This is a genomic window from Flavobacterium sp. PMTSA4 (assembly GCF_032098525.1).
GTDB classification, from domain to species: domain Bacteria; phylum Bacteroidota; class Bacteroidia; order Flavobacteriales; family Flavobacteriaceae; genus Flavobacterium; species Flavobacterium capsici.
Genome location: NZ_CP134890.1, coordinates 1,994,292 through 2,015,191, shown reverse-complemented (window position 1 = coordinate 2,015,191; position 20,900 = coordinate 1,994,292). Strand labels below are relative to the sequence as shown.

Annotated in this window: 8 protein-coding genes; 3 read left to right on the top strand and 5 right to left on the bottom strand. The window is 33.7% G+C overall.

All coding sequences use genetic code 11. From position 1 onward, the window contains the following. Nucleotides 1-11 precede the first annotated feature (11 nt). Together RN605_RS09245 and RN605_RS09240 are read left to right on the top strand one after the other, a co-directional pair. Complete coding sequence (locus RN605_RS09245) at nucleotides 12-1,406, top strand: RagB/SusD family nutrient uptake outer membrane protein (RefSeq protein WP_313324372.1); 1,395 nt, start codon at nucleotides 12-14, stop codon at nucleotides 1,404-1,406. Between the two features lie 508 nt (nucleotides 1,407-1,914). Continuing rightward, nucleotides 1,915-3,996, top strand: a complete 2,082-nt coding sequence (locus RN605_RS09240; RefSeq protein ID WP_313324371.1) for a S9 family peptidase — start codon at nucleotides 1,915-1,917, stop codon at nucleotides 3,994-3,996. Nucleotides 3,997-4,049: 53 nt separating this feature from the next. Here the strand turns inward: RN605_RS09240 and RN605_RS09235 are convergent, their stop codons facing one another. From RN605_RS09235 to RN605_RS09225, 3 genes are all read right to left on the bottom strand, one after another. Then, nucleotides 4,050-4,319 carry a DUF6520 family protein gene (locus tag RN605_RS09235; RefSeq protein WP_313324370.1) on the bottom strand — a complete coding sequence of 90 codons (270 nt, stop codon included), beginning with the start codon at nucleotides 4,317-4,319 and terminating at the stop codon, nucleotides 4,050-4,052. Between the two features lie 17 nt (nucleotides 4,320-4,336). Then, on the bottom strand, nucleotides 4,337-5,884 hold the full coding sequence (locus tag RN605_RS09230) for a MauE/DoxX family redox-associated membrane protein (protein WP_313324369.1): 1,548 nt from the start codon (nucleotides 5,882-5,884) through the stop codon (nucleotides 4,337-4,339). 88 nt (nucleotides 5,885-5,972) lie between these two features. After that, nucleotides 5,973-6,851, bottom strand: coding sequence for a helix-turn-helix domain-containing protein (locus RN605_RS09225; protein WP_313324368.1), 879 nt, complete (start codon nucleotides 6,849-6,851; stop codon nucleotides 5,973-5,975). A gap of 238 nt (nucleotides 6,852-7,089) precedes the next feature. On the opposite strand from RN605_RS09225, the gene RN605_RS09220 reads away from it, so the two are divergent. Beyond that, entirely contained in the window at nucleotides 7,090-8,130 is a 1,041-nt protein-coding gene (locus tag RN605_RS09220; protein ID WP_313324367.1) for a tyrosine-type recombinase/integrase, read from the top strand. Nucleotides 8,131-8,387: 257 nt separating this feature from the next. On the opposite strand, the gene RN605_RS09215 is transcribed toward RN605_RS09220, so the two are convergent. Together RN605_RS09215 and RN605_RS09210 are read right to left on the bottom strand one after the other, a co-directional pair. Then, nucleotides 8,388-9,188 (bottom strand): hypothetical protein, encoded by an 801-nt coding sequence (locus RN605_RS09215; RefSeq protein WP_313324366.1) that lies wholly within the window; start codon nucleotides 9,186-9,188, stop codon nucleotides 8,388-8,390. Nucleotides 9,189-9,197: 9 nt separating this feature from the next. Beyond that, nucleotides 9,198-20,870 (bottom strand): DUF6443 domain-containing protein, encoded by an 11,673-nt coding sequence (locus tag RN605_RS09210; protein WP_313324365.1) that lies wholly within the window; start codon nucleotides 20,868-20,870, stop codon nucleotides 9,198-9,200. Nucleotides 20,871-20,900 lie beyond the last annotated feature (30 nt).

Sequence of the window (20,900 nt, the reverse complement as noted above, 5' to 3'; positions counted from 1 at the left end):
AATAAGTAATTATGAAACTATACAATCATATAAAACTGAATGCAAAAAAAGGGTGCATCATTTTACTATTGGTATTTACACCAATTTATCAATCGTGCGATAGCTATGTTGATGTTGAAAAGCCTAATTCACAATTAATAAGCGCGGCTGTATTTGAAGACGTTGCTACAGCCAATGCTGCATTAGGTGGGCTTTATGCAAAGATGCGAAACAATGGTGTACTCGCAGGCTCAAATGGTATGTCATTGTACACTGGTTTGTATGCCGATGAACTTGACTGGTACCAAACCACAACGATAAGTAATTTTTACAATAATACACTGACACCAAGTGAAGCTGGAGTTGCGTCAATATGGAACAACAGCTATAAACAAATTTATGAAGCTAATTCGATTATTGAAGGAGTAACCAATTCTGTTTCTTTACCAGAGGTCAATCGGATACAACTAAAAGGAGAAGCACTATTTATCCGTGCTTTGATTCATTTTTACCTAATGAATTTATACGGAGATATTCCTTATATAAAAACAACCGATTTTGAGCAAAACAGTCACGTAGGTAGGATGTCTATAAGTTTGGTCTACGATAATGTAATAGCTGATCTTAATGAAGCTGCTACATTATTGCCAGAAGTATATGTTACTGCTGAACGTGTAAGACCAAACCAATTTGCTGTAAAGGCATTGTTAGCAAGAGTATATTTGTATAAAGGGGATTATGCTGCGGCGTCAAATGAAGCTTCGGCGGTTATTAACAGTTCCTTGTATGTATGGGAGACGGATCTTAATAAAGTGTTTTTGAAAGCTAGTACTACCACTATCTGGCAATTTATGCCTAATGCAACAACGATGAATACAACAGAAGGCACAAGCTATATTTTTAATGCAGGACCTCCTTCGTCCATTGCTTTAAAGAGTAATTTTGTTAACGCATTTGAAACCGATGACCAACGTAAAGTAAAATGGATTAGATCAATAACTAACGGAAGCAACACTTGGTATCATGCTTATAAGTATAAGCAACAAACTACGACGGCAAGTTCGGTGGAGTACTCAGTAGTGCTGCGCCTCGCAGAGCAATATCTTATACGTGCAGAGGCACGCGCCCGACAAGGAGAACTGACAAATGCCAAATCAGACCTGAATCTTATTAGAAATACGGCAGGATTAGCTAATAGTACTGCGATTACCGAGACGGATATCATTATGGATATCATGAACCAGAGGCGTTTTGAATTGTTCACAGAGTTTGGAAACCGTTTTTTTGATCTTAAAAGAAGTGGACAGATTGATGCCGTTTTAGCTTTAACGAAGCCAGGTTGGAATTCAACTGATAAATTATGGCCTTTGCCTGCTGTGGAGCTCAATGTTAATCCAAATTTGAATCCTCAAAATCCAGGTTATTGAAATGAACAACAGAATTTTTGTTTGTTTGATGTGGTTCATAGTTACCATGAATTCCTGTCCCGTTTTGGGACAGGGTTCTTTTAAGAAGCAAATTAAGGAATCAGATTATGAAAAGTGGGGTGATTTAAAACTCAATTCTATTTCGAACAATGGGCAATGGTGTAGTTTTAGAATGGCTTACGACAATCGAAAGGATACACTGTTTTTGCAACAAACTGATGGAAAAAAGACATACTGTTTTCCGAATGGTCGGGAAGGCAAATTTGTAAATGACAAAGTGTTCAGTTATTTAATAAAGGATACATTGAAGCTGCTAAACGTTGTAACTCAAAGAGAAATATGCGTTACAGATGTTAAGCGTTTTGAACCTTTATGTAATGGAAAATTTATTTTAAATTATAATAATGATAATTCTCTTGTTATAAGAAATACAGAGGGTATAATTATTAACCATACAGAAAGCGTAACCGAATATAAAATCAATAATACAGGAAAAGGCCTTGTTTATTTGAGCAGGATCGGAGGGAAATCTAAAGTTGGTTATATTGAATTTGAAAATTGGAAGCATGAAATTTTAATCAAAGGTGATGCTATTTATGGTCGATTTAGTTGGCAGTCTGATGACAAGGCGGTAGTTTTTTGCAATGATAGCTATGTCTATTTTTACAGGTTTATAGACCAACAGTTATTTACCATTAATATAAAATCTATTGAAGGATATGAAGGTGCAGTATTAGCAAAAGGTGGTTTTACCAACCTTACTGTTTCTGATGACTGTGAAAAGGTTTTCTTTAGTATAATTGACCCGACTATCGGATTAAAAAAAGACAGCATGCTAGAAGTGGAGGTATGGAATGGAAATGATGCCAGCTTGTTTCCAACACAGCAACTATTACAATCAACTGATATACCTAAATTCGTGGTGTGGTTTCCAGTTAGCAATAAGTTTAAAGTTTTGAGCGACAATTCACGTTTTAATGTGCACATAACTACTGGCGGTAACTATGTTATACTTTCTAATCCTTATACCTATATCTTGACTTCACAATACCCTAAACGGGTTGATTATTATATAAAAGATGTGCGGACGGGTGTAGAAAAGCTATTGCTTGAGCAACATCCTGAAGAGGTTAATCAGTTAAGTTTTTCACCTTTTGATGATTCCATACTGTATTTTCAAAATGAAAACTGGTGGCTTTATAATCCTGCTACTGACGCTACAACTAATATCACGAATTATTCCAATCATTGCTGGAATACCGTGTATGAAGATGATCCTTCAAATCCTGGAGCCTATGGAGTTGCTTCTTGGACAATGGATCGAAAATATGTTTTGCTTTATGATCGATTTGATATCTGGAAAGCATCGCTCGATGGATCAGTATGCGTTAGGTTAACAAGAGGTAGCGAAAAGGGAATTGTTTACAGGATTAACAAGTCAGAATTTGGAGGTGTTCGTTTTCGTGGTTATGAAAGCGACTTGCGAAAAGTAATCAACCTTTCAAAGGATATGATACTTGAAATCACAAATTTATTGGATTGGTCAACTGGTTATGTGGTGTATAATGAAAAGAAAAGTATGCGTACCCTTATATATGGCCCTAAAAAATATAATGATTTCAAAAAGAGTATAAATGGAAAATATCTCTATACCAGTGAGACATTTTCTCAACCGACACAGCTTGAATTTACTAGCAATAGAGGTAGTAAAATACTATTTGATTCCAACAGGCATCAGAAACAATACTACTATGGTCATTCTGAACTTGTTTACTATAGAAACGCTAATGGTGAGATATTGAAAGGAGCTTTGTTTTATCCTTCCAATTATAAAAAAGATGTAAAATACCCTATGGTTGTAAAAACTTATGAACGGCTATCGGGAATGTTACATAAATATACCAGACCAACACTAGCCAATGATACAGGGTTTAATGTTAGTGTATTTACAACTAATGGTTATTTTGTATTATTTCCTGATATTAAGCATGTTAATGGAAGCCCTGGAATCTCTGCATATGATTGTGTAACTTCTGCTGTTAAAGAGGTCATTGCTACATATAATGTTGACGAAAAGCATATAGGCTTGATAGGTCACTCTTTTGGAGGCTTTGAAACTGATTTTATTATTACAAAAACAGACTTGTTTGCCGCGGCAGTGAGCGGCGCTGGAATTGGAAATACCATAGGCTATTATTTTAGTCTCAATACCAATGGCGGTGGAGCAGAAGATGGAATGTGGCGATTTGAAAATCAGCAGATGCGTATGGGAATTCCTTTTTATCAAGATAAACAGTCTTATTTGAATAATTCGCCATTGTATAATGCGGAAAACATTAGAACACCTTTATTGCAATGGACTGGAAAAAATGATATTGTTGTTCCTTACGAGCAAAGTGTAAATTTATATCTGGCATTACGAAAGCTTAAAGTAAAAAACGTAATGCTTGTTTATCCAGAAGAAGGACATAGTTTAAGTAAGGAAACGAATCAATACGATTTGACATATCGTATACTTCAATGGTTTGATTATTTCTTGAAAGGAAATGTTAATATAGACTGGATTACCGGTGGTACTGCTGAAAAATAAAATAATGCAGTTTCGATTTGAAACTGCATTACTTTTTTAATCGGTTGATAGCTTTACTCACGTTTCAGCTGAAGGGAGCAACCGATTCCTGTTGTACCGTAAACGGTCCAAGAACCCAATTCGCATGGGTCACCAGTTCCCACTACACAATCAATGTCATTTACAGGTTCACAATCCGTGGCTGAGGGATTATGAATAAATCCCTGCATTGTCAAAGCTGTTGCTTTGCTTTGATGTGATTGATCTGTTGTAACTGCTGCGGCACTTGCAAGGAAGAAAGCTGCTACTGGTAACATAAACAATTTGATGAATTTTAATTTCATGATAGTAACTATTTAGTTTAATAATTTGATCTACTTTTTTCTTCAGGTGTTCGATCTACATTCCTGTCACCGGCCGGTATTTTTTTATATTTAAATTGTGATTTAATCCGTACGCCATAACCATATTTCTGAAGTTCAGCACCAATAATTACATACAAAGCATCATCGGAAGCATAACAGTCTCGCATTCTGGCACCGTTTTCATCGTAGACGTAAAAGCTTAAAATATAGTTTCCCGTGTTGATGTCGTAAACATCGATTACTGTTGAATGCTTCCAAGCTTCAGAACTTTCATATCGTCCTTGTAACATAGAATTGACCATCAGAAGATTATTTACTACAGTCGCCATCTTATTAACGACAAGTGGCGGAGCTGCCATTTTTGTATCTCCAGACTTAATCTTTACAACTTTTATACGGGCTTTGCTGACTGTATCGATAGTATTCCCTTCGAATTTTTTCTTTAGTTCAGGATCAGTAACAATAAATTGATTACGGTACCGATAGATATAAATAAATTTATTCCATTCATAGCTGAATTCCATTGTTCCACTTATGTCAAATGCACCATCAATTTGTTTTTTTAGAATTGAATTATGAACTGAAACCTGCAAGCTGTCCTTGTCTTTTATAAGGGCTAAAATATTTTGTTTTACGTTTCTTTCTTTGCCTAAGATTATACGTTGATTTGGATTAATAAAAATGATATCACTAAAACCATACTCACCATCGCTAACTACTTTTGCATTCCAATCTGTGATTGAACCTTTATAAATGACAGGCACAGAACCATCGTAAAGATAGAAATCTGGGTAAAGAACTTTTAAGCGTAATTCCCTAAACTTAAAATTCTCGCGATCTAAAACTATTGTGTAGTGTTTTTTGGTTTTTAGACTAGCATCATACTCGTATACCTGTAATGGTGCAAGGCGGTCAGCTACATAAATATTTTGTTTTGTAGCACCAGCAATGTAAACTGTATTATTTGGAAGTTTAATTTCCGCTATTTTCGCAGCAGTTGCTTGAGGTAGCCTTCGAATAAATGGATTTTCTTTCTGCATTTTGTCTTCTGATAATAGAAACAAGGTGATTAGTACGAGTGTACCAATACTTCCACCAATGGCAGAAATTAAAATTGTATGTCGCAATCCTTTAGAGAACGCTATAGCTGAAAGCCCTAATACAACAAAAATAATATTGAAAATTAGATGTTCAGACCATCCTAATTTTTCAAGCACTCCACCACAGGAACAGGGTATAAATGATGTAAAATTAAGGATCATTACAATGTAGACGGTAAACATGAACATTAGAAAACAGCTATACTGCAATGCTCTAATTCTTATTTTAGGAATCATTAACAGTACGCTAAGCAAAATTTCAATTGATGGAACAGCGATTGAAACTACATCAGCAAAAATGCTTAATAGCGGCGATTGACCTAGTTGTGCTCGAAAATTTTGGAAATCAAGAATCTTGCTTATCGCTGCATAAGTGAAGAGCATTATGTGAAGTATTGCTACCGTATAAATAAACATTGATTTTAGACTGGATGTGTTTTTCACTTTTCCTTATTTTTATTGTAAAGTTCTGTTTTACATAAGAGTTTGTCTTGTTTATTTTGGATTTTGACTATTCAATTTTGAACAAACCTTATTCTGGTCTTTTCAGATTAGCAGGAGCAAAGCCGAATTTCTTTTTGAAGGCTTTGGAGAAGGTGACGTAATCGTTAAAGCCGCAGGAGTAGGCTATTTCTTTGATTTGTAAGGTTGTGTTTTGAATTAGGTCAAACGCTTTTTTTAGGCGGATGTCGTTGTAGCATTGGTATATGCTGGTGTTGAAGTGTGCTTTAAATCCTTGTTTTAGTTTGGATTCGTTGACGCCAAATTGTTTGGCGATTTCTTTGGTTGATGGTAGTTGTTCTTCTGTATTTTTGCTTATGAAGTTGTATATTTTATTGAAGAGGATTGTATCATCGGGTTCTGCTGGTGGATTGGTTGTTAGGTGGTTGTTGTCTTCTATGTTTTGGAACATTGTTGTAATGAGGTTGATGCTGATTAGCTCTGAAGGGTATAGTTTTAATAGACTGCAAAAGTGGGGAAGATAGAGGTTGTCAGTTGTAACGAAAATGAGATGTATGATGGTAGATTCGCTTAGTTGATTTATTTCGTTGTGGAGCAGGTCTGTCGAATTTTTATGGAGTAGTTGGTAGATAGGGGTTTCTTTTAACTCAATTGGTTTGTAGTTTAAATGGAATGCAAAAGAAGGTGAGAGGTACTGGATTTGACCTTTTGTATTTATTATGACAGTGTGTTGTATTGAAGATTGAAAACTGTAAAATGGTGTAGGGAAGTGGAGGTGTATTATTTTTTCTTCCCATAGGTTGGCAAAGTGGTTGAGAAGTTCTATTTCTTTAGTAAATAAATTTTCCTCAGCAGGCATCTCCTTTCTGAAACGGTAATTTCCCGTTGCTAATTCGAACAGCATTTGGAAAATGGCAGTTGCAATTTGATTGTTGTTTTGAGAAGCCATTGCGGTAGTATTACAGAAATAGTACCCACAAACTTATCTAATCGTTTTTGAGGTAAAAAATGGTTTGGTGTTGGATTCGGGAATGGAATAGGGTAAAAAAAAGCGTTTTTTATATTAGATGGGAGGTTCATTTTTTTAGTATTTGATAAAAAGGTGCTATCATTGTAGTTCTTAAGTTTTATTTTCTTGGCTTTTGATGTTTAAGTTGTTTGTGCCTTGTTAGTTTTACCCATTTAAGATGAAAAAAACCTATCCTTTTTTGCCTCTCTTTACACAATTTGTTAAGGATTGTGAATCGGGGAAACGATTGAAGAAGAATGGAGAGCGCATTACTAAGAGTTCTGTTAAATCCTATGTTTATGTTTTAAATAATTTAAGTAAGTTTTGTGAGGAAACGGGTTTTGATTTGCGGATTTGTGATGTTCAAAAGTTGAATTCTAGGGAGATGGTCAGTGAGAAGAATTACTGGAAGAAGTTTTATAAAAATTTTACTGGTTATCTTTATAAGAAAGGTTGTTTTGATAATTATGTAGGATCGTCGATTAAAACTATCCGAGTATTTTTCAATTATCTTCAATCAGATAAAAACATTATGGTTGGGGATTTTCATAAAAACTTTTATGTTAGGAAAGAGGAAATTGATATTTTGGTATTGTCGCCCGAACAGTTGAAATTTTTGATACATGATGTTGATTTTGATGCTTCATTGACCGAGAATCAGAGGAGAATTAAAGAGATTTTTGTTTTTGGATGTACAACAGGACTTCGTTATTCGGATATTTTTATGCTTACTTCGAAGAATTTTGAGTTGAATGGTGATGATTGGTATTTGAAATTAAAGTCTAAGAAAACGAAAACCTTTACTTCTGTTAAGCTGCCTCCCTATGCTGTTGCTATTTATTTGAAGTATAAACCGAAGCATTCTAAGCAGGCCGTTTTTGGAAAGATTAGTCTTTTTAATTTTAATAGAATGCTCAAGCTTATTGGTGAAAAAGCGAATTTTGTTTCAGAAGTTTCGATTTCGAGAGAGCAACAAGGTAAAACGAAACACTTGCAAGCAAGGGATAAAAAGAATCGTTTTTGCGATAAAATGAGTTCGCATATGATGCGAAGAACTGCCATTACCACGTTGCTCATCTTGGGGATGCCTGAACATCTGGTTAGAAAAGTGAGTGGTCACAGCAATGCTAGCAGTTCTTTTAACCGCTACGTGCATTATGCACAGGTGTATATTGATCAAGAGATTGATAAGGTTTATAATAAGTTGTCTGAGTATTGAAATAACTAAGCAATAAGTGATTATTAATTTTTTATAGTGGTAAGGACTATAAAATTTTATTATTGAGTAGCTCAAAGTCAGGAGACTTTGCGCAGCTGGGACTTTATGTATAGGATTTTTGTTTTTAAATTTCTTTTATATCAAGAACAACGCGAGAGACTCGCGCGGTAGCTTTTAGATTTTTCGTTTTCAATTTACCTTTTACAACGTGAATGGATTCGGGCGGTAGCGGGGGAAATTTGAGTAAAAAATTCTATTTATATTTTATCTAAAAATTTTCCGCTATTTGTATTATAATAATATGTTTTCCCATCTTTGATAGAGAAAGGTATAACATCAATAACTAAAACACCATCTGAAAGATAATATAATTTTAATGGTCGATTAAAAATTAACACTCCATCGATTAGAATACTTTTGACAATGGGTAAGGATGATAAGTGATTTACATATATGATTTCGTTGTCGTTAATGACGATAAACAGTTTATCATTGTGTGCATTAAAAAAATCAATTATATTATCAAATGATTTAATTTCAAGAACATTATTTCCTTCTTTTTTATAAAAATAAAATTTATTATTGGAGACATAATAAGATATATTTCCCTCTTTGTCTAGCTCTTTAATAATATCAGGCCTGTAAATTTTATTTTGTAAAACTTGTTTTATTATTTCTTTCGTTTGATATAACTCCATTTTATTTCCATTAGACTGATTCAAAATCTGGAAAATATTTATCAATTGTTTTTCAAAATCAATATCAGCTGCATATATTCTTATTTTTATTGTCCTTTCATTTTTTGTAAAATGAAATTCAATAGAATCTTTTGGTCGCTCATAAAAACTTAAATCTATTTTTTTGTTTAATTTCAGTGATCTCATAGTTAAATTGACATAGCTTCCTAGAATAATAAGTTTATTAGCTTTTTCATTTCTATAAGAAAAACTTCCAAACATATTAACTCTTCCATTTTTTGCTTGAATCAAATAAGATTGATTGGCAGTAGAGTTTATTGCAGATAAAATAAAAACCAATAATATTGTTATTTTTTTCATAAATAATATTTAATCTTGATTTGGATCTACTTTATTCTCATCACTTGAAGGAGGAACAACAGGCTCATGATCTGGACTTACATCATTCATTCTCGTAACTGAGTTTGTATCACTTGGATTGCAACCTGACATATATTTCATTACTTCCCATACAGGTTTACCATCTACACTCTTTACTGAATATACCAACCCACTAGGAGTAAATAAATATGATCTAATAAAATTTTCACCTAGTCTAGTAATCTGATATTCCCACACATAATCGTCTCCATTAAAACTTTCACTTGGAGCATTCGAACCCTCATTAAAATAATATTCATACATCACACCTAATTTATATTTCTGTAAACGTTCTACTTCTTTAGGAGTAGAATTCTCATCATAACTTCGATTCGAATATTTCCCTTTGGTGAATAATGTTTGTTTTATCATGTTATTATCAAAGGCATGGGTATGACCATCTCCTACATATTCTGCTTCTTTGGGCTTATCATTTGACTGTAACACTCTTACTTGTGAATGCTCATTTTTGCCACTTGGATCTTTTACTCCATATACCGGATTAGTATAAGCATATTTTATTATTCCATCTTTGTCTTGAATTTTATAAAATTGAGTACCAACTTCTTTACCTGTTCTAATTGAATAGCCGTTATATTGTTCACCAAAATTCATAGCAGCATCTGTTAAACTTGAAAAAAGTATATGTGGTTCCAAACCTTCTAATTCGATTGCATCAAAAACCCTATTTCCACTAAAAGTATAAGGACTCAATTGAGGATAAGATTTAAAAAGAGGATCACTCGCAAAGAAACGTCCAATACGCGGATCATGCATTCTAAAATTAAAATTAACACTATTCCCTTCCCCTTTGATTTCATCGTCTTTTTCCTGTCCTTGGAAGCCGTAGCGGTAGTCGCTATTGGAGCCGTGGCGGTTTGGTACGAGAGACCCGAAAGGATAGTAATCATTGTATGCAATTATGTCTGCATTAAAATGGTGTGTATAATTTTTCTCTGGATGAAAAGGAATCTTTTTATCATTGATTACAATGAGTACATTTCCAAGATGATTTGACAATTCATACCTCTTATCACCAATTAAATCTGAGTACTCTTGGAAAGAGAATGGACCTGTTAGTTCTATTGGTTGGTAATTAGAGTCATTATAATCTAAGTAATTAGGAATTCCATTACTATCATCATCTAAAGTATACGGAGAACCTGGTGAAGGATAATTCACAAAACCTGGACCACCTTCAATAAACTCCCATGTTTGATAACCGTCACCATCATCATCTACATCTAAGTAATTTGGTATGCTGTCAGTTTGCACGCTTGTATTTCCTGGAGGTGCCACAGCATCGGTATTAAGCGCATCATTAGGATTACCATCATGATTAGGATCTGCAAACTCATAAATTGTTAAAATTCCATCACCATCATCATCAACATCTAAATAATTAGGCACCAAATCAACCCAACTACTATTTGGGTTCACCGTTGGATATCCATCAGTATTTACGGCATCACTTGGATTATGGTCACCATCCAAATCTGCCATTTCGTAATAAGTATATAACCCATCATTGTCATCATCATTGTCCCAATAATTTGGTAGCCCATCACCATCAGTATCAACAGAAAAATTTGGAATGTTTGTCGTTAAAGGAAAATTTGCAAAGTTTGGATTGGCACCTTCATAAATAGTATAAATTCCATCTCCATCATCATCTGGATCTAAATAATCTGGAATAGCATCTGGATTGGTAGCAGATGTAGCATCGTGATTCCAAACTACACCTGTGTTTGGATTATGATCGCCATCTAAATCAGCACCTTCATAATTGGTTCTAATTCCATCGTTATCATCATCAGCATCTAGATAGTTAGGACATCCATCTCCATCCGTATCAGTATATACTATTGAGCCGTCAGGGTTAAAAATGACCTCATAAATATCATATAAACTATCTTGATCTTGGTCTAACAAACATGGTCCATAATCTCTGATAGCACCATTCAAAGCCATTGTAGCATTTGAACTTCCTGAGCCAGTAGGGGCTAATGGACTCGCATTGTCATCAAAACTATAATTGTCATTTATAGTATTAAAACTATAGTTAAGGAAACACATGTCAAAATCGACAGCAGCAAGGTTGGAAGCTACAAAACTTCCTAACTTACTGGTTGTTGGGGTTGTAGTACTAGGAGTTGTAGGAGTTGTCCAAGAGCTCCCTACTGTTGTTTGCACCCCATTAAGTTTTACCGTTGAAAAGCCATTAAAACTAGTATTAAATTCAACTGAGAAATCCACAGCCGTAGTACTTGGTGGTTCAATACTGTAGATGCTTAAAGAAACATCATTATTGTTTAATGTTTTGGTATACTTTGAAATTGATAATCTAGGTTTATAGGTGTTGATATTTATTTTCTTCACCGATAATGCCACTTCAGACGTAATATTATATATCTCCTCTGGGATTATTTTTAAGTTTGAAATTGCCGTATTTGGTTTTAAAAAATCGATTCTTAATTTAGCTGTCTTTGTATTGAAATCGGCGACAGTTAAGTTATAAGTACTCGTAGGTGCTACATACTGGACGCCTGTTGCAGTTTTTCTAACCTTCACAACAGGTTGATAACTTGGACCGAAATTTATTATAGGGATTGTAGATAAAGTGGTGACAGTTGTTCCTTCAACCCTAGCAATTTTAAGATTGTCACCTGATATAAATGCTTTCATACCATAAAAAATATTATCAACAACAAATCCTACAGTTACTACATCATACCTATTTACAAGATCTACAATGGAATATTCGAGTGAACCTGATTGATATGCATTGAAAATAATATTGTTAGGCTGGAATGAGGTTGTTGTACAGCCATTTATTTGTGGTCTTTCAATAAAAATTGAATTGTCTGGATTCGTAGCTATATTATAGCAGCTTGGTATTGGTAATAAAGAACTAGCAGCAATAGGTATAACGGGGGTATTTCCACTAAACACTATTTTTCCTAAATCATAATTTGTACTGTTAACAGGCAACGATGCGTCCTGATTTATACGAATATTTGTACTCAAAGACACATTTGCTGGAGTAGGGTTACTTAAAGCAACTCCATTTGTATTCCAAGTGGCAAATTTATTAAATCCTAAATTCAATGAAAAATCTCTTACTACAGGTAAAGGATTGCTTATGCAGGCTACTTGCGCAAAAATAGTGCTAGGGTCAACTACTCTCGGCATTTGTACCTCCACTGCCACTACGTCTGGTTTTTTAACTTCCTGACTTTTGTTTTCTTCTACATTAGTTCTTTTCCCTTTCTTTATTGGAGCGTTGGTATAAACCAAAAGATTTTTTTCTTCAAGACCAATTCTACTGCTACCGTAAAGATGATGCTCTTTTATATATAATTCATTTAATGTAGATTCATTTTCATTTTTTCTTATGAAATTATATACCCCTAAAACATTACCTTGAGCATCTCTTGCGTAGTAAGTAGTTACTACTTTATCTTCACCTTCGATTGAAATTTCTTTTGAAATTCTATTTCCAAGTCCATCGTATTCAAATGAAATAAAAGTAGTCACCCCATTTAAAGATTTAATAATTCTTTTTATTTTTCCGTCTACTCTCCAGAATATTCTTAATCCTTCGGATTTATCTTCAATTAGCTGACCAATATTATCATAAATATAATTGCTTGTATTTAAATCCGCTGGGTCATAAGATATACCTAAAGCAGCCAATTGTGCTAGTTGGTCTTCAAGATCGTTATTAAAATCCATGGCATTAGTTGCTGAAGAGGCATCTCCAACAATCTTTAATTTGTTTGTTCCCTCTTGATATTCATACTTTAGATCATCCATTACAATAATGTTTCCATCTTGTTTTGCGGCTGACCTCACTAAACTCAAAATATTACCATTTCTGTCATAACTATAACTGGTACCATAACTTGAAGAAATGTCTGAATAGCCACCACTGCTCGGTTTTACAGCTGCCGATTTCAAAGCAATTATTCGATTCAATTGGTCGTAGTAATAATTATTTTTTTGAACCGTCAACAAGTTATCTTCATTTACTCTCAATCCAGTAGTCATTTGCTTGATATTGCCATTGTATAAATTATTTCCATTACCAGTAATCGAATTGTCTCTACCGAACATTAGTGGTCTATAACTATTTGTTCCATTATCATTATTTATAGCAACATAATCTTGTACATTTTTCTCTGAAAAGTAATTTAAAGAATATCCGAAAGCATCTTTGGTTTTTGTGATTAAATTCATATCTCCATCGGTTCCCATATCATTCTTTGGTTCTACCAAATTTTCACCATTTACTACTTTAAGCCACCCTTGAAGGGTATATGCATAATCAACGCCTTGTACCTTTTTATCGCCAATTTCAGATCTAGCCAAAGGACCATGAGGATAATATTTATAATCTGCATCTTTTTCCCAAATAATTCCATCAGGAGAAGTTTGTACATCCACAATTCGGTTGTCCGCATCATAATTGTATTTGTGAATAAACTGGTCTGCCTTTTTTGGTTGAAAAATTACTTTATTTACATTTCCACTAATTAAGTCATATTCATATAACACTCTTTTTAAGTGTTTTTCACAATCGTTTAGTTGTCCGTTTTCATTGATAATTTCGCCATCTGAACAACTTAATTGCCTTAAGAACATATTATAAGTTACCTGCTCTTTCACATTGCCATGCACATCATAATTGTAGAATATTGCATTATCAAATTTATCTGGAGAACCATAATCATTGTAATAAAATATTCCTGTTACTCGGTTTCTATTACTATGACTTATTTGATAATTTGCAGTATTGTTGGTTAAAAATAAATCAGAAGCATGAATGTTGTTGTAAGATTCTACTATAGGGTCCTCAGTGTAGATGGTTATTGTTACTTCTCTTTTTGAAATAAAATTGTAAAATGCATCAACAATTAAACTGCCTTGCTCTAATCTTCCTTCCTCAGTAATAGTATACGAATTTGGCAAAACAAAAATTTCTCCAGCTTCTGTAATCCTTCCTAAAAAGTCGTAAACCGTATAACTAAATCTTTCCGATTTTGTTCCTTCGTCAATTACGCTTTGTTTTGCATTTTGTGAGGCTATAATTCTTCCTAACCTGTCATAGGCAAATTTGGTAATTCCCCCGTCAGGTGTTTGTTGCCAAACAAGCTGATTTAATGAATTGTACTTGTACTCCGTTTTAAAAGAATGCGAAGGAACATAAGTTGGGTTCTCAACTGGGTTAATCGAGTTACGGTGGTTATTAATACCATTATTTAAAGAAGAGTTGAGTCTGTCTACACCTTCTGGAGCAACAGTTTGAATCAAATTTCCTGCCTGATCATAGTAATAAAGTGTATACTGATATTCTTTATCCTTATAATTCATTGTGAAGTTTTCAACGGCTACCTTCATTGCTTGCTCAATGTATTTTCTTATAAATTCTCTACGTAGGTATTCTATGTAGGCATTATAAGAATCTAATTCATAGGTAGCTGAAATGTTAGTCATTAATTCATCACAAGGACTATTCAAAGTAACAGGAAAAGGAGTAAGAGGAAGTGGAGCTGGTGGGCAATCAGTCATAGTTGCTACATAAATAGTATTGACATAATTGTTCCAAAATAATCGGTCTGGATCTTGCGAGTTTTCAGCGGCATATACTTTATAGTTGTCAATTACATTGTTAATATTAGCATATCCATAATTCAGGTACGTATCACCAAACTCACCAATTGATAAGTAGTTAACGTCATCTATGCTTGTAACCCCTAAGGTTTGTAAATAATATTTATATGAAACTACAATATATTGCATATTTAAGCCACAAAACTGCTCATCAGATAAAAAATTTGGCGCTTCAAGCAGTCCAAAAGAATTCATTATGTCTTTGTATATGTAATAATTCTCTTCACAAGCTACTGGAGCTACGGTTTGCGGAATACAATCACAAGAGTTAGAACCTGCATTTGAAGGTTCTTCAGCTCTGTTTTGATGAGAATAATAAAATGTTTTACCATCATTTGTAGATAATTTTGGCAATCTTTCATGGCTCATTCTTGATTGCGTTGGATAGACATAATTATTCTGAGATAGAAATGAACAAAAAAGGGAACCTAAAGCATCCGAAGAGTTTTCAGTAGCAGAATAAGTTGTTAAAAAGGAAAATGACACCGCTTGAATTTGAGGAATTCCTTGATTGTCAACATAATGAAGAATAGCTGTATTATTATTTACTATGTCAAACGAATTAACATGACTAACATTACTATTAAAATTGAACCAAATATTTAACGAGCTATAATTATGACTTAATAGACCTGATGTAAACGTTATACCAGTAAATGTATTATTACAACTCATACCAACTTCTGCTAATGAGACTGGTACATTATAATTAGGATCAAGGTTGTGAAAACTATTTCTTAAGCTTTGGAATAGTACTTGTAAATTGCCTTGTTGGACATAAGTACTGAACTCTGATATAGTATTAGTAGGAGTAAGATTGATATAATAGTAACCTTGAGAAGTAACAATATGATTGTTTGGGTCTATAAAGTAATTAAGAATATTTTTTATGTTATTTTCATGTATGATCTCTTCTTCGACATTTAATTGACAAGCGGTAGCTCCATTAATATTTGTATAATACTCACAAACATCGCCAATACCGTCATTATCTGAATCTTCTTGATTTGGATTATAGTTATCAGGACAATTATCTACATAGTTAGGAATTCCATCGTTGTCGTTATCATGGTCAGTAGGTCCATCACATAAATCACCTGTACCATCTCCATTAAAATCCCATTCCCCACATGGCGAACAACAACTGAAATAAAGAGGTAATTTTGCTCCATACCAAGTAAAAATTTGTGCATTAACAGTTTGTGGGCCATTTTCTGTTTCAAAAACAATATCCATTAAATTGGCCTGACTAGGGATGTTATTTGGCCCTAATCCACCAACATATACATAGCCAATAGTAATTGAACTTATTGAATTAATAATCCAGTTAGAACCACCCGCTTGTGAACTAACAGCAAGTCTTGGCATATTATTTATAAATATTGCAAAAGACTGTGAACCTCCTCCATATCCATTCCATTGAACTAAATCGCCTGGTTGAATTCCAAGATATATATACAAAAACCCGTTAACAAATACTGGCAAATTTGAAATATCTACTTGTTGTGTGACTAAATTATTGTCTACTAAATAGTTCATTAAATCTTTTAGAGCATTTGCAAAAAGTTCTTTTTTATTACAATTCGTATTTTCAGTAGGCACTAATACTTGTCCATCACCTGGCTCTCCTTCTAAATGACAAGACCCAATTTTTGCAATGGTTGTTCCAGTTAAGATGACATCTCTAAAATTGGTGTTGTTGGTATCACAAACTCTTGCTATTACTTGAAATGCTGAAATAGGTGGATTTGCTGTTAAGTTTGAATTTGCCTCATCATAATACAACTGACTTGTTGCAATTATTTTCCATCCACCTGTTCCAGTAGCATTATAATTATTCCAATTTATATTTGCTCCAACAGGAATAGTTAATCTTATTTGAGGTGCAGTTCCAACATAGGAAGAGGACAGCGGAGTAAATGAAAACTCTGCTGTTGATCCATTTGTTGTCACCGTCATTGTTGGATTGGTTGATGAAGGAATAGGTGTGCCCGTTATATCTTCAAAAAGACTAGCCGTCAATCCTTGACCAATTATATTCCATCCATTTAGCCCTACCGTATTGGCTAGATTTATATCTTCAAACAATCCTCCCAAGAACAGATTCAAATCATTAACTAAAGGACAATTTCCGGTTTGAGCATAATACTGGTAGGCGTTTAAAGCCATTAAGTCATTTATCGCATTGGTTGCCGTTTCGTCAGAATCATAAGCAAAATCAATTGGAATAAAACGCTTAATTTTGCTCTCATAAGATCCATTAATTGCTGCATCACAAAGAGTAGGATGGGTTACTGAGGTTGAAGGATCATTTTGTGAAATAAAGGTATTAATTAGTTGAAAGGTATTTTGAGCTGAAGGTCCATATGAAGTATAGTTACTAATGACATTGGTAATATTATCAGTTCCCATATCTCCAATACAGCCGTTAAAGCACCCTTGAGATTTTGCATATACATTGATAAAAACATGCTTAATACGTTGTTTTAATGAAATGTATAGATTTTTATATGTATTCCAAATTCTATTTTTTTCAACGTCAGTCAAATTATTAAAGTTCACTGGCGTGTAACTACATACTTGTATGGCATTACATCTTGCCATCATTACAGCTGCTTTATACAAATTAGCGTAGTTTGAAGCAATATTAGGGTCAGGAGTAAGATTAGGATTTAATAAATTGGTTTCATATTGTTGATTTAATGCCTCAAGCATAATGTCTTTTCTGTATTGAAACAAAGTGCCTGTTTCAAATGAATTAATTAACGAGTTAAAATAGGGGTCATTATTGTAGATTAAATGATTATTAGAACCATCAGGATTAGAAGCACTAAATAATCCTGCCGTTATTGCTTTATCAAATGTGTCAATGAATCCTAAATAACTATCATACTGATCGGATGTTAAATTGCTTGGAGTAACAGAATTTATTGTTCCATTTTCATTGAACTCATGAATGCTTACAGATTTTGTAACACCACACAAAGCATCAGAATACATTAAATAACAGTATTCAGGATGATAGGGTAATAGAGATGCTGCCCAACTTGGCCTCCAATTACTAATAAAATCATCGACATTCAATAAGTTTTGAGGTCTAACGAACTCCAACCCATTTTCAACCAATAAAGTTCCACTAACAAAAGGAGGAGAATATCCTGTAACTCCTGTATTTGTTACATATATTTTTGATTCCGTTCCATCGCTTTCTTTGTAAGGTGTTATTGGATTTCTCCAATTGAAGTTACCACCTCCTGTATTATTTAAAATTCCATTATAAACCAATTGATTGTTCTCATTAAAAACACTCAAAGTACTAGTATTTAAATTTGAGCTATCTCCTGTTGCCTGATAGTTTTGCGTCATTGAAATAGTTGTCGCATATTGACCTCCAGGACTAACATCATTTGATAAAATAGTTCTATTAATTGAACAAGATGATGCAAATTTATCTCCACAGATTTTATCACAAGCCGTACTTAGTAAATTCCAGTCTGCAATTATTCTTGTAACTTGAGCGTTAATAACCTCTTGACTTATTGGTTGACCAAAATTTATGGTTTCTGTAATCTGAGAATTGTTTACTGTTACAGCACATGTCGACGAATTTTGAACAAAAACAGCATTGTTCCCCTCAGGAACGTTGTAAATGTTTTTTAATTGTTTTAAAACATAATTGCATTTTGTTCCTATACTTTGAGTACATTCTTCACAAGTGGTGTTACAATCAATGTTAAATTGTTCAGGACTGAAACCATGGGGATCTATATAGCAACTGCCACCAATCTCGGGGTTAGTTAACATTTCAACATAATGATTGGCATAATTTTGAAGCGTGTTTTGATTTACTTTTAGCTCTTTAACCAGGGAATAGCTACCTGTGCTTAACAGCAGATTAGCAGGATTAAAAGATTGTTGGTAATTAACTAAAGCTTGTGTACCGATTCCCTCTTCTCCAATGGTAATCACTCCATTTGGAACAGAGAATAAATCACGAGTACAATTATCTTTAAGACTTATTGTTAAGTCATAAACAAATGAGTATTTTTCTTCACATATTTCAGGTATAAAAACGGTTTCATTTTTAACCGAATAATTAAATATATGGGCTATATTATTTCCTGCCACACCAATTTGTTTGGATACTTTTAGAATATCATTATGGTTGAAAAAATTGGAAGAAGAATACAATTCATTATTGTCCAATTCCGTGTCATAATCTGTTGCATTTACTTTGCTTAACAAATCAACGCTAATTTCCTGATAAGCGGAATTAGCATCTTCTAAACCTTGAAGAGATTCGGGATTTTCTGCTGTTAAAGCTGTAGCTACGGTTCTTCCTTGCGGGTCTAAATAACTTACGCTTACTTGACCATTTGGGTCAACTACAATATTTTTTTTGTAATGCGAAACAAAACCAACATGATATCCAAAGAGTCTGTTTAATTCCTCTTGGTGAGGCACACTATAAAAATATTTCATTTCGTGGTTTGTTCCCAGTTGATGGGCGACACCAACTCCTCCCTTTCTTGCTATTCTTCCTGTATTATCGGCCGTATATTCAATTTGACTGAAGGGATATCCAAAAGCATTTGGAATGAAATCTCTGAAAGGGCTGTCCATATCATTGATTTTAGAATAGTATTTGCTTGAACCACTTTCATTACTCATCGGCCGTGGAGGAATATTACACTGTGTTTCCGATATCGAATCCCAATCGAAATCCAAATGGGTATAGATATCCCCATTGACAGCACGATTTAAATCTTTAAAATATTTTATAAAATTTCTATTAACAGGAGCAGGTAATATCTCAACTGCTGGTCTTCCTTGTGTATCATAAATCACTTCCCCAACAATTACACTATTTTTTTCAGAATTTATTTTTGTAACTGTTTGTCTGTTTCTTAGAGAGCCATCGAAATAACTAACAACTTCTTTTTTCTTTCCATTTTCTGCATAACTAGCCTGAAATTGCCAGTTTTTATTTCCTTCATGCTCACTTATTGAAATGGTGCTATTTTGCCAATCTTCAACAGTATATTTATAATAACTTCCTGAACTCCATGGTCCAAAATATTCTTTATTAACATCTGTAAAATTGTCAATAAATCTTCCGATAGCCCTAACTCTATAGATGATATACCCTCTGGCATAAATGAGAGGGATTTCATAATTAGTGTCTGAAGTTCTTATCCTTGAATTGTTGAGTTCAAAATCTCTTGTTGAAAAATAAATTTGTCCTTCTGAAAGTGGCGATCCATCAATGTCGTAATTATCAACCCAAGTCCATTCAAGCTCATATTGGTAAGCACCTGTTAACTGTGACCAGTTTAAAAATAAGGAAGCAGGTAAGCCTTCTTCATCATTAATTATTTGTGATGTTATCGCAGGCAACTGTTCTGTCAATAAGTAATATCGTTCTGTTTCAAAAGTAAGATCAATACTAACGTTTTGATTTACGTAGTTATAAGATGAACCACTTACAATATCTATTGTTGTAGCGTCTAAAACTTTGATACGAACACCATAGCTGTTTTTTAGTTCACAAACTGCTAGATCAGAAAAATTTGCTGCGTTTCCGGCTGGATTGTACTCTGCTACTAACTCACGGGTAAATTCATTTGCAGAATCGTCATGACCGTCAGCTAAAATTGGAATGATAAGAAGTTTTAAATTTACTCTAACCCATCTAAAAGGCCCAATTTCATTATCAATTTTTAGTTTGACATAAGCTCTAGGGTTAATAGAAATATGATTTGGCATAGTATGCTGTGGGTCTATATTCTCTGCAGACGTAAATGCATTAATTTGATTATAAGGCATTGTAACCACGGGAGCCGTGAAATAATTTTTTTGCCCTACAACAAAACAAGATTGAATAAATAAGAAAATCAAAAGACCTTTTTTCAATATTCTTCTTTTCTGTGAAACATTACTATTTTTCATAAATTTTACTTTAATTTCTTAATTAACAAT

What these genes read in the sequence shown, in the direction of transcription:
- RN605_RS09245 (WP_313324372.1), top strand. Translation starts at nt 12, where the DNA reads ATGAAACTATACAATCATATAAAACTGAATGCAAAAAAAGGGTGCATC.
- RN605_RS09235 (WP_313324370.1), bottom strand. Translation starts at nt 4,319, where the DNA reads ATGAAATTAAAATTCATCAAATTGTTTATGTTACCAGTAGCAGCTTTC.
- RN605_RS09225 (WP_313324368.1), bottom strand. Translation starts at nt 6,851, where the DNA reads ATGGCTTCTCAAAACAACAATCAAATTGCAACTGCCATTTTCCAAATG.
- RN605_RS09220 (WP_313324367.1), top strand. Translation starts at nt 7,090, where the DNA reads ATGAAAAAAACCTATCCTTTTTTGCCTCTCTTTACACAATTTGTTAAG.
- RN605_RS09215 (WP_313324366.1), bottom strand. Translation starts at nt 9,188, where the DNA reads ATGAAAAAAATAACAATATTATTGGTTTTTATTTTATCTGCAATAAAC.
- RN605_RS09210 (WP_313324365.1), bottom strand. Translation starts at nt 20,870, where the DNA reads ATGAAAAATAGTAATGTTTCACAGAAAAGAAGAATATTGAAAAAAGGT.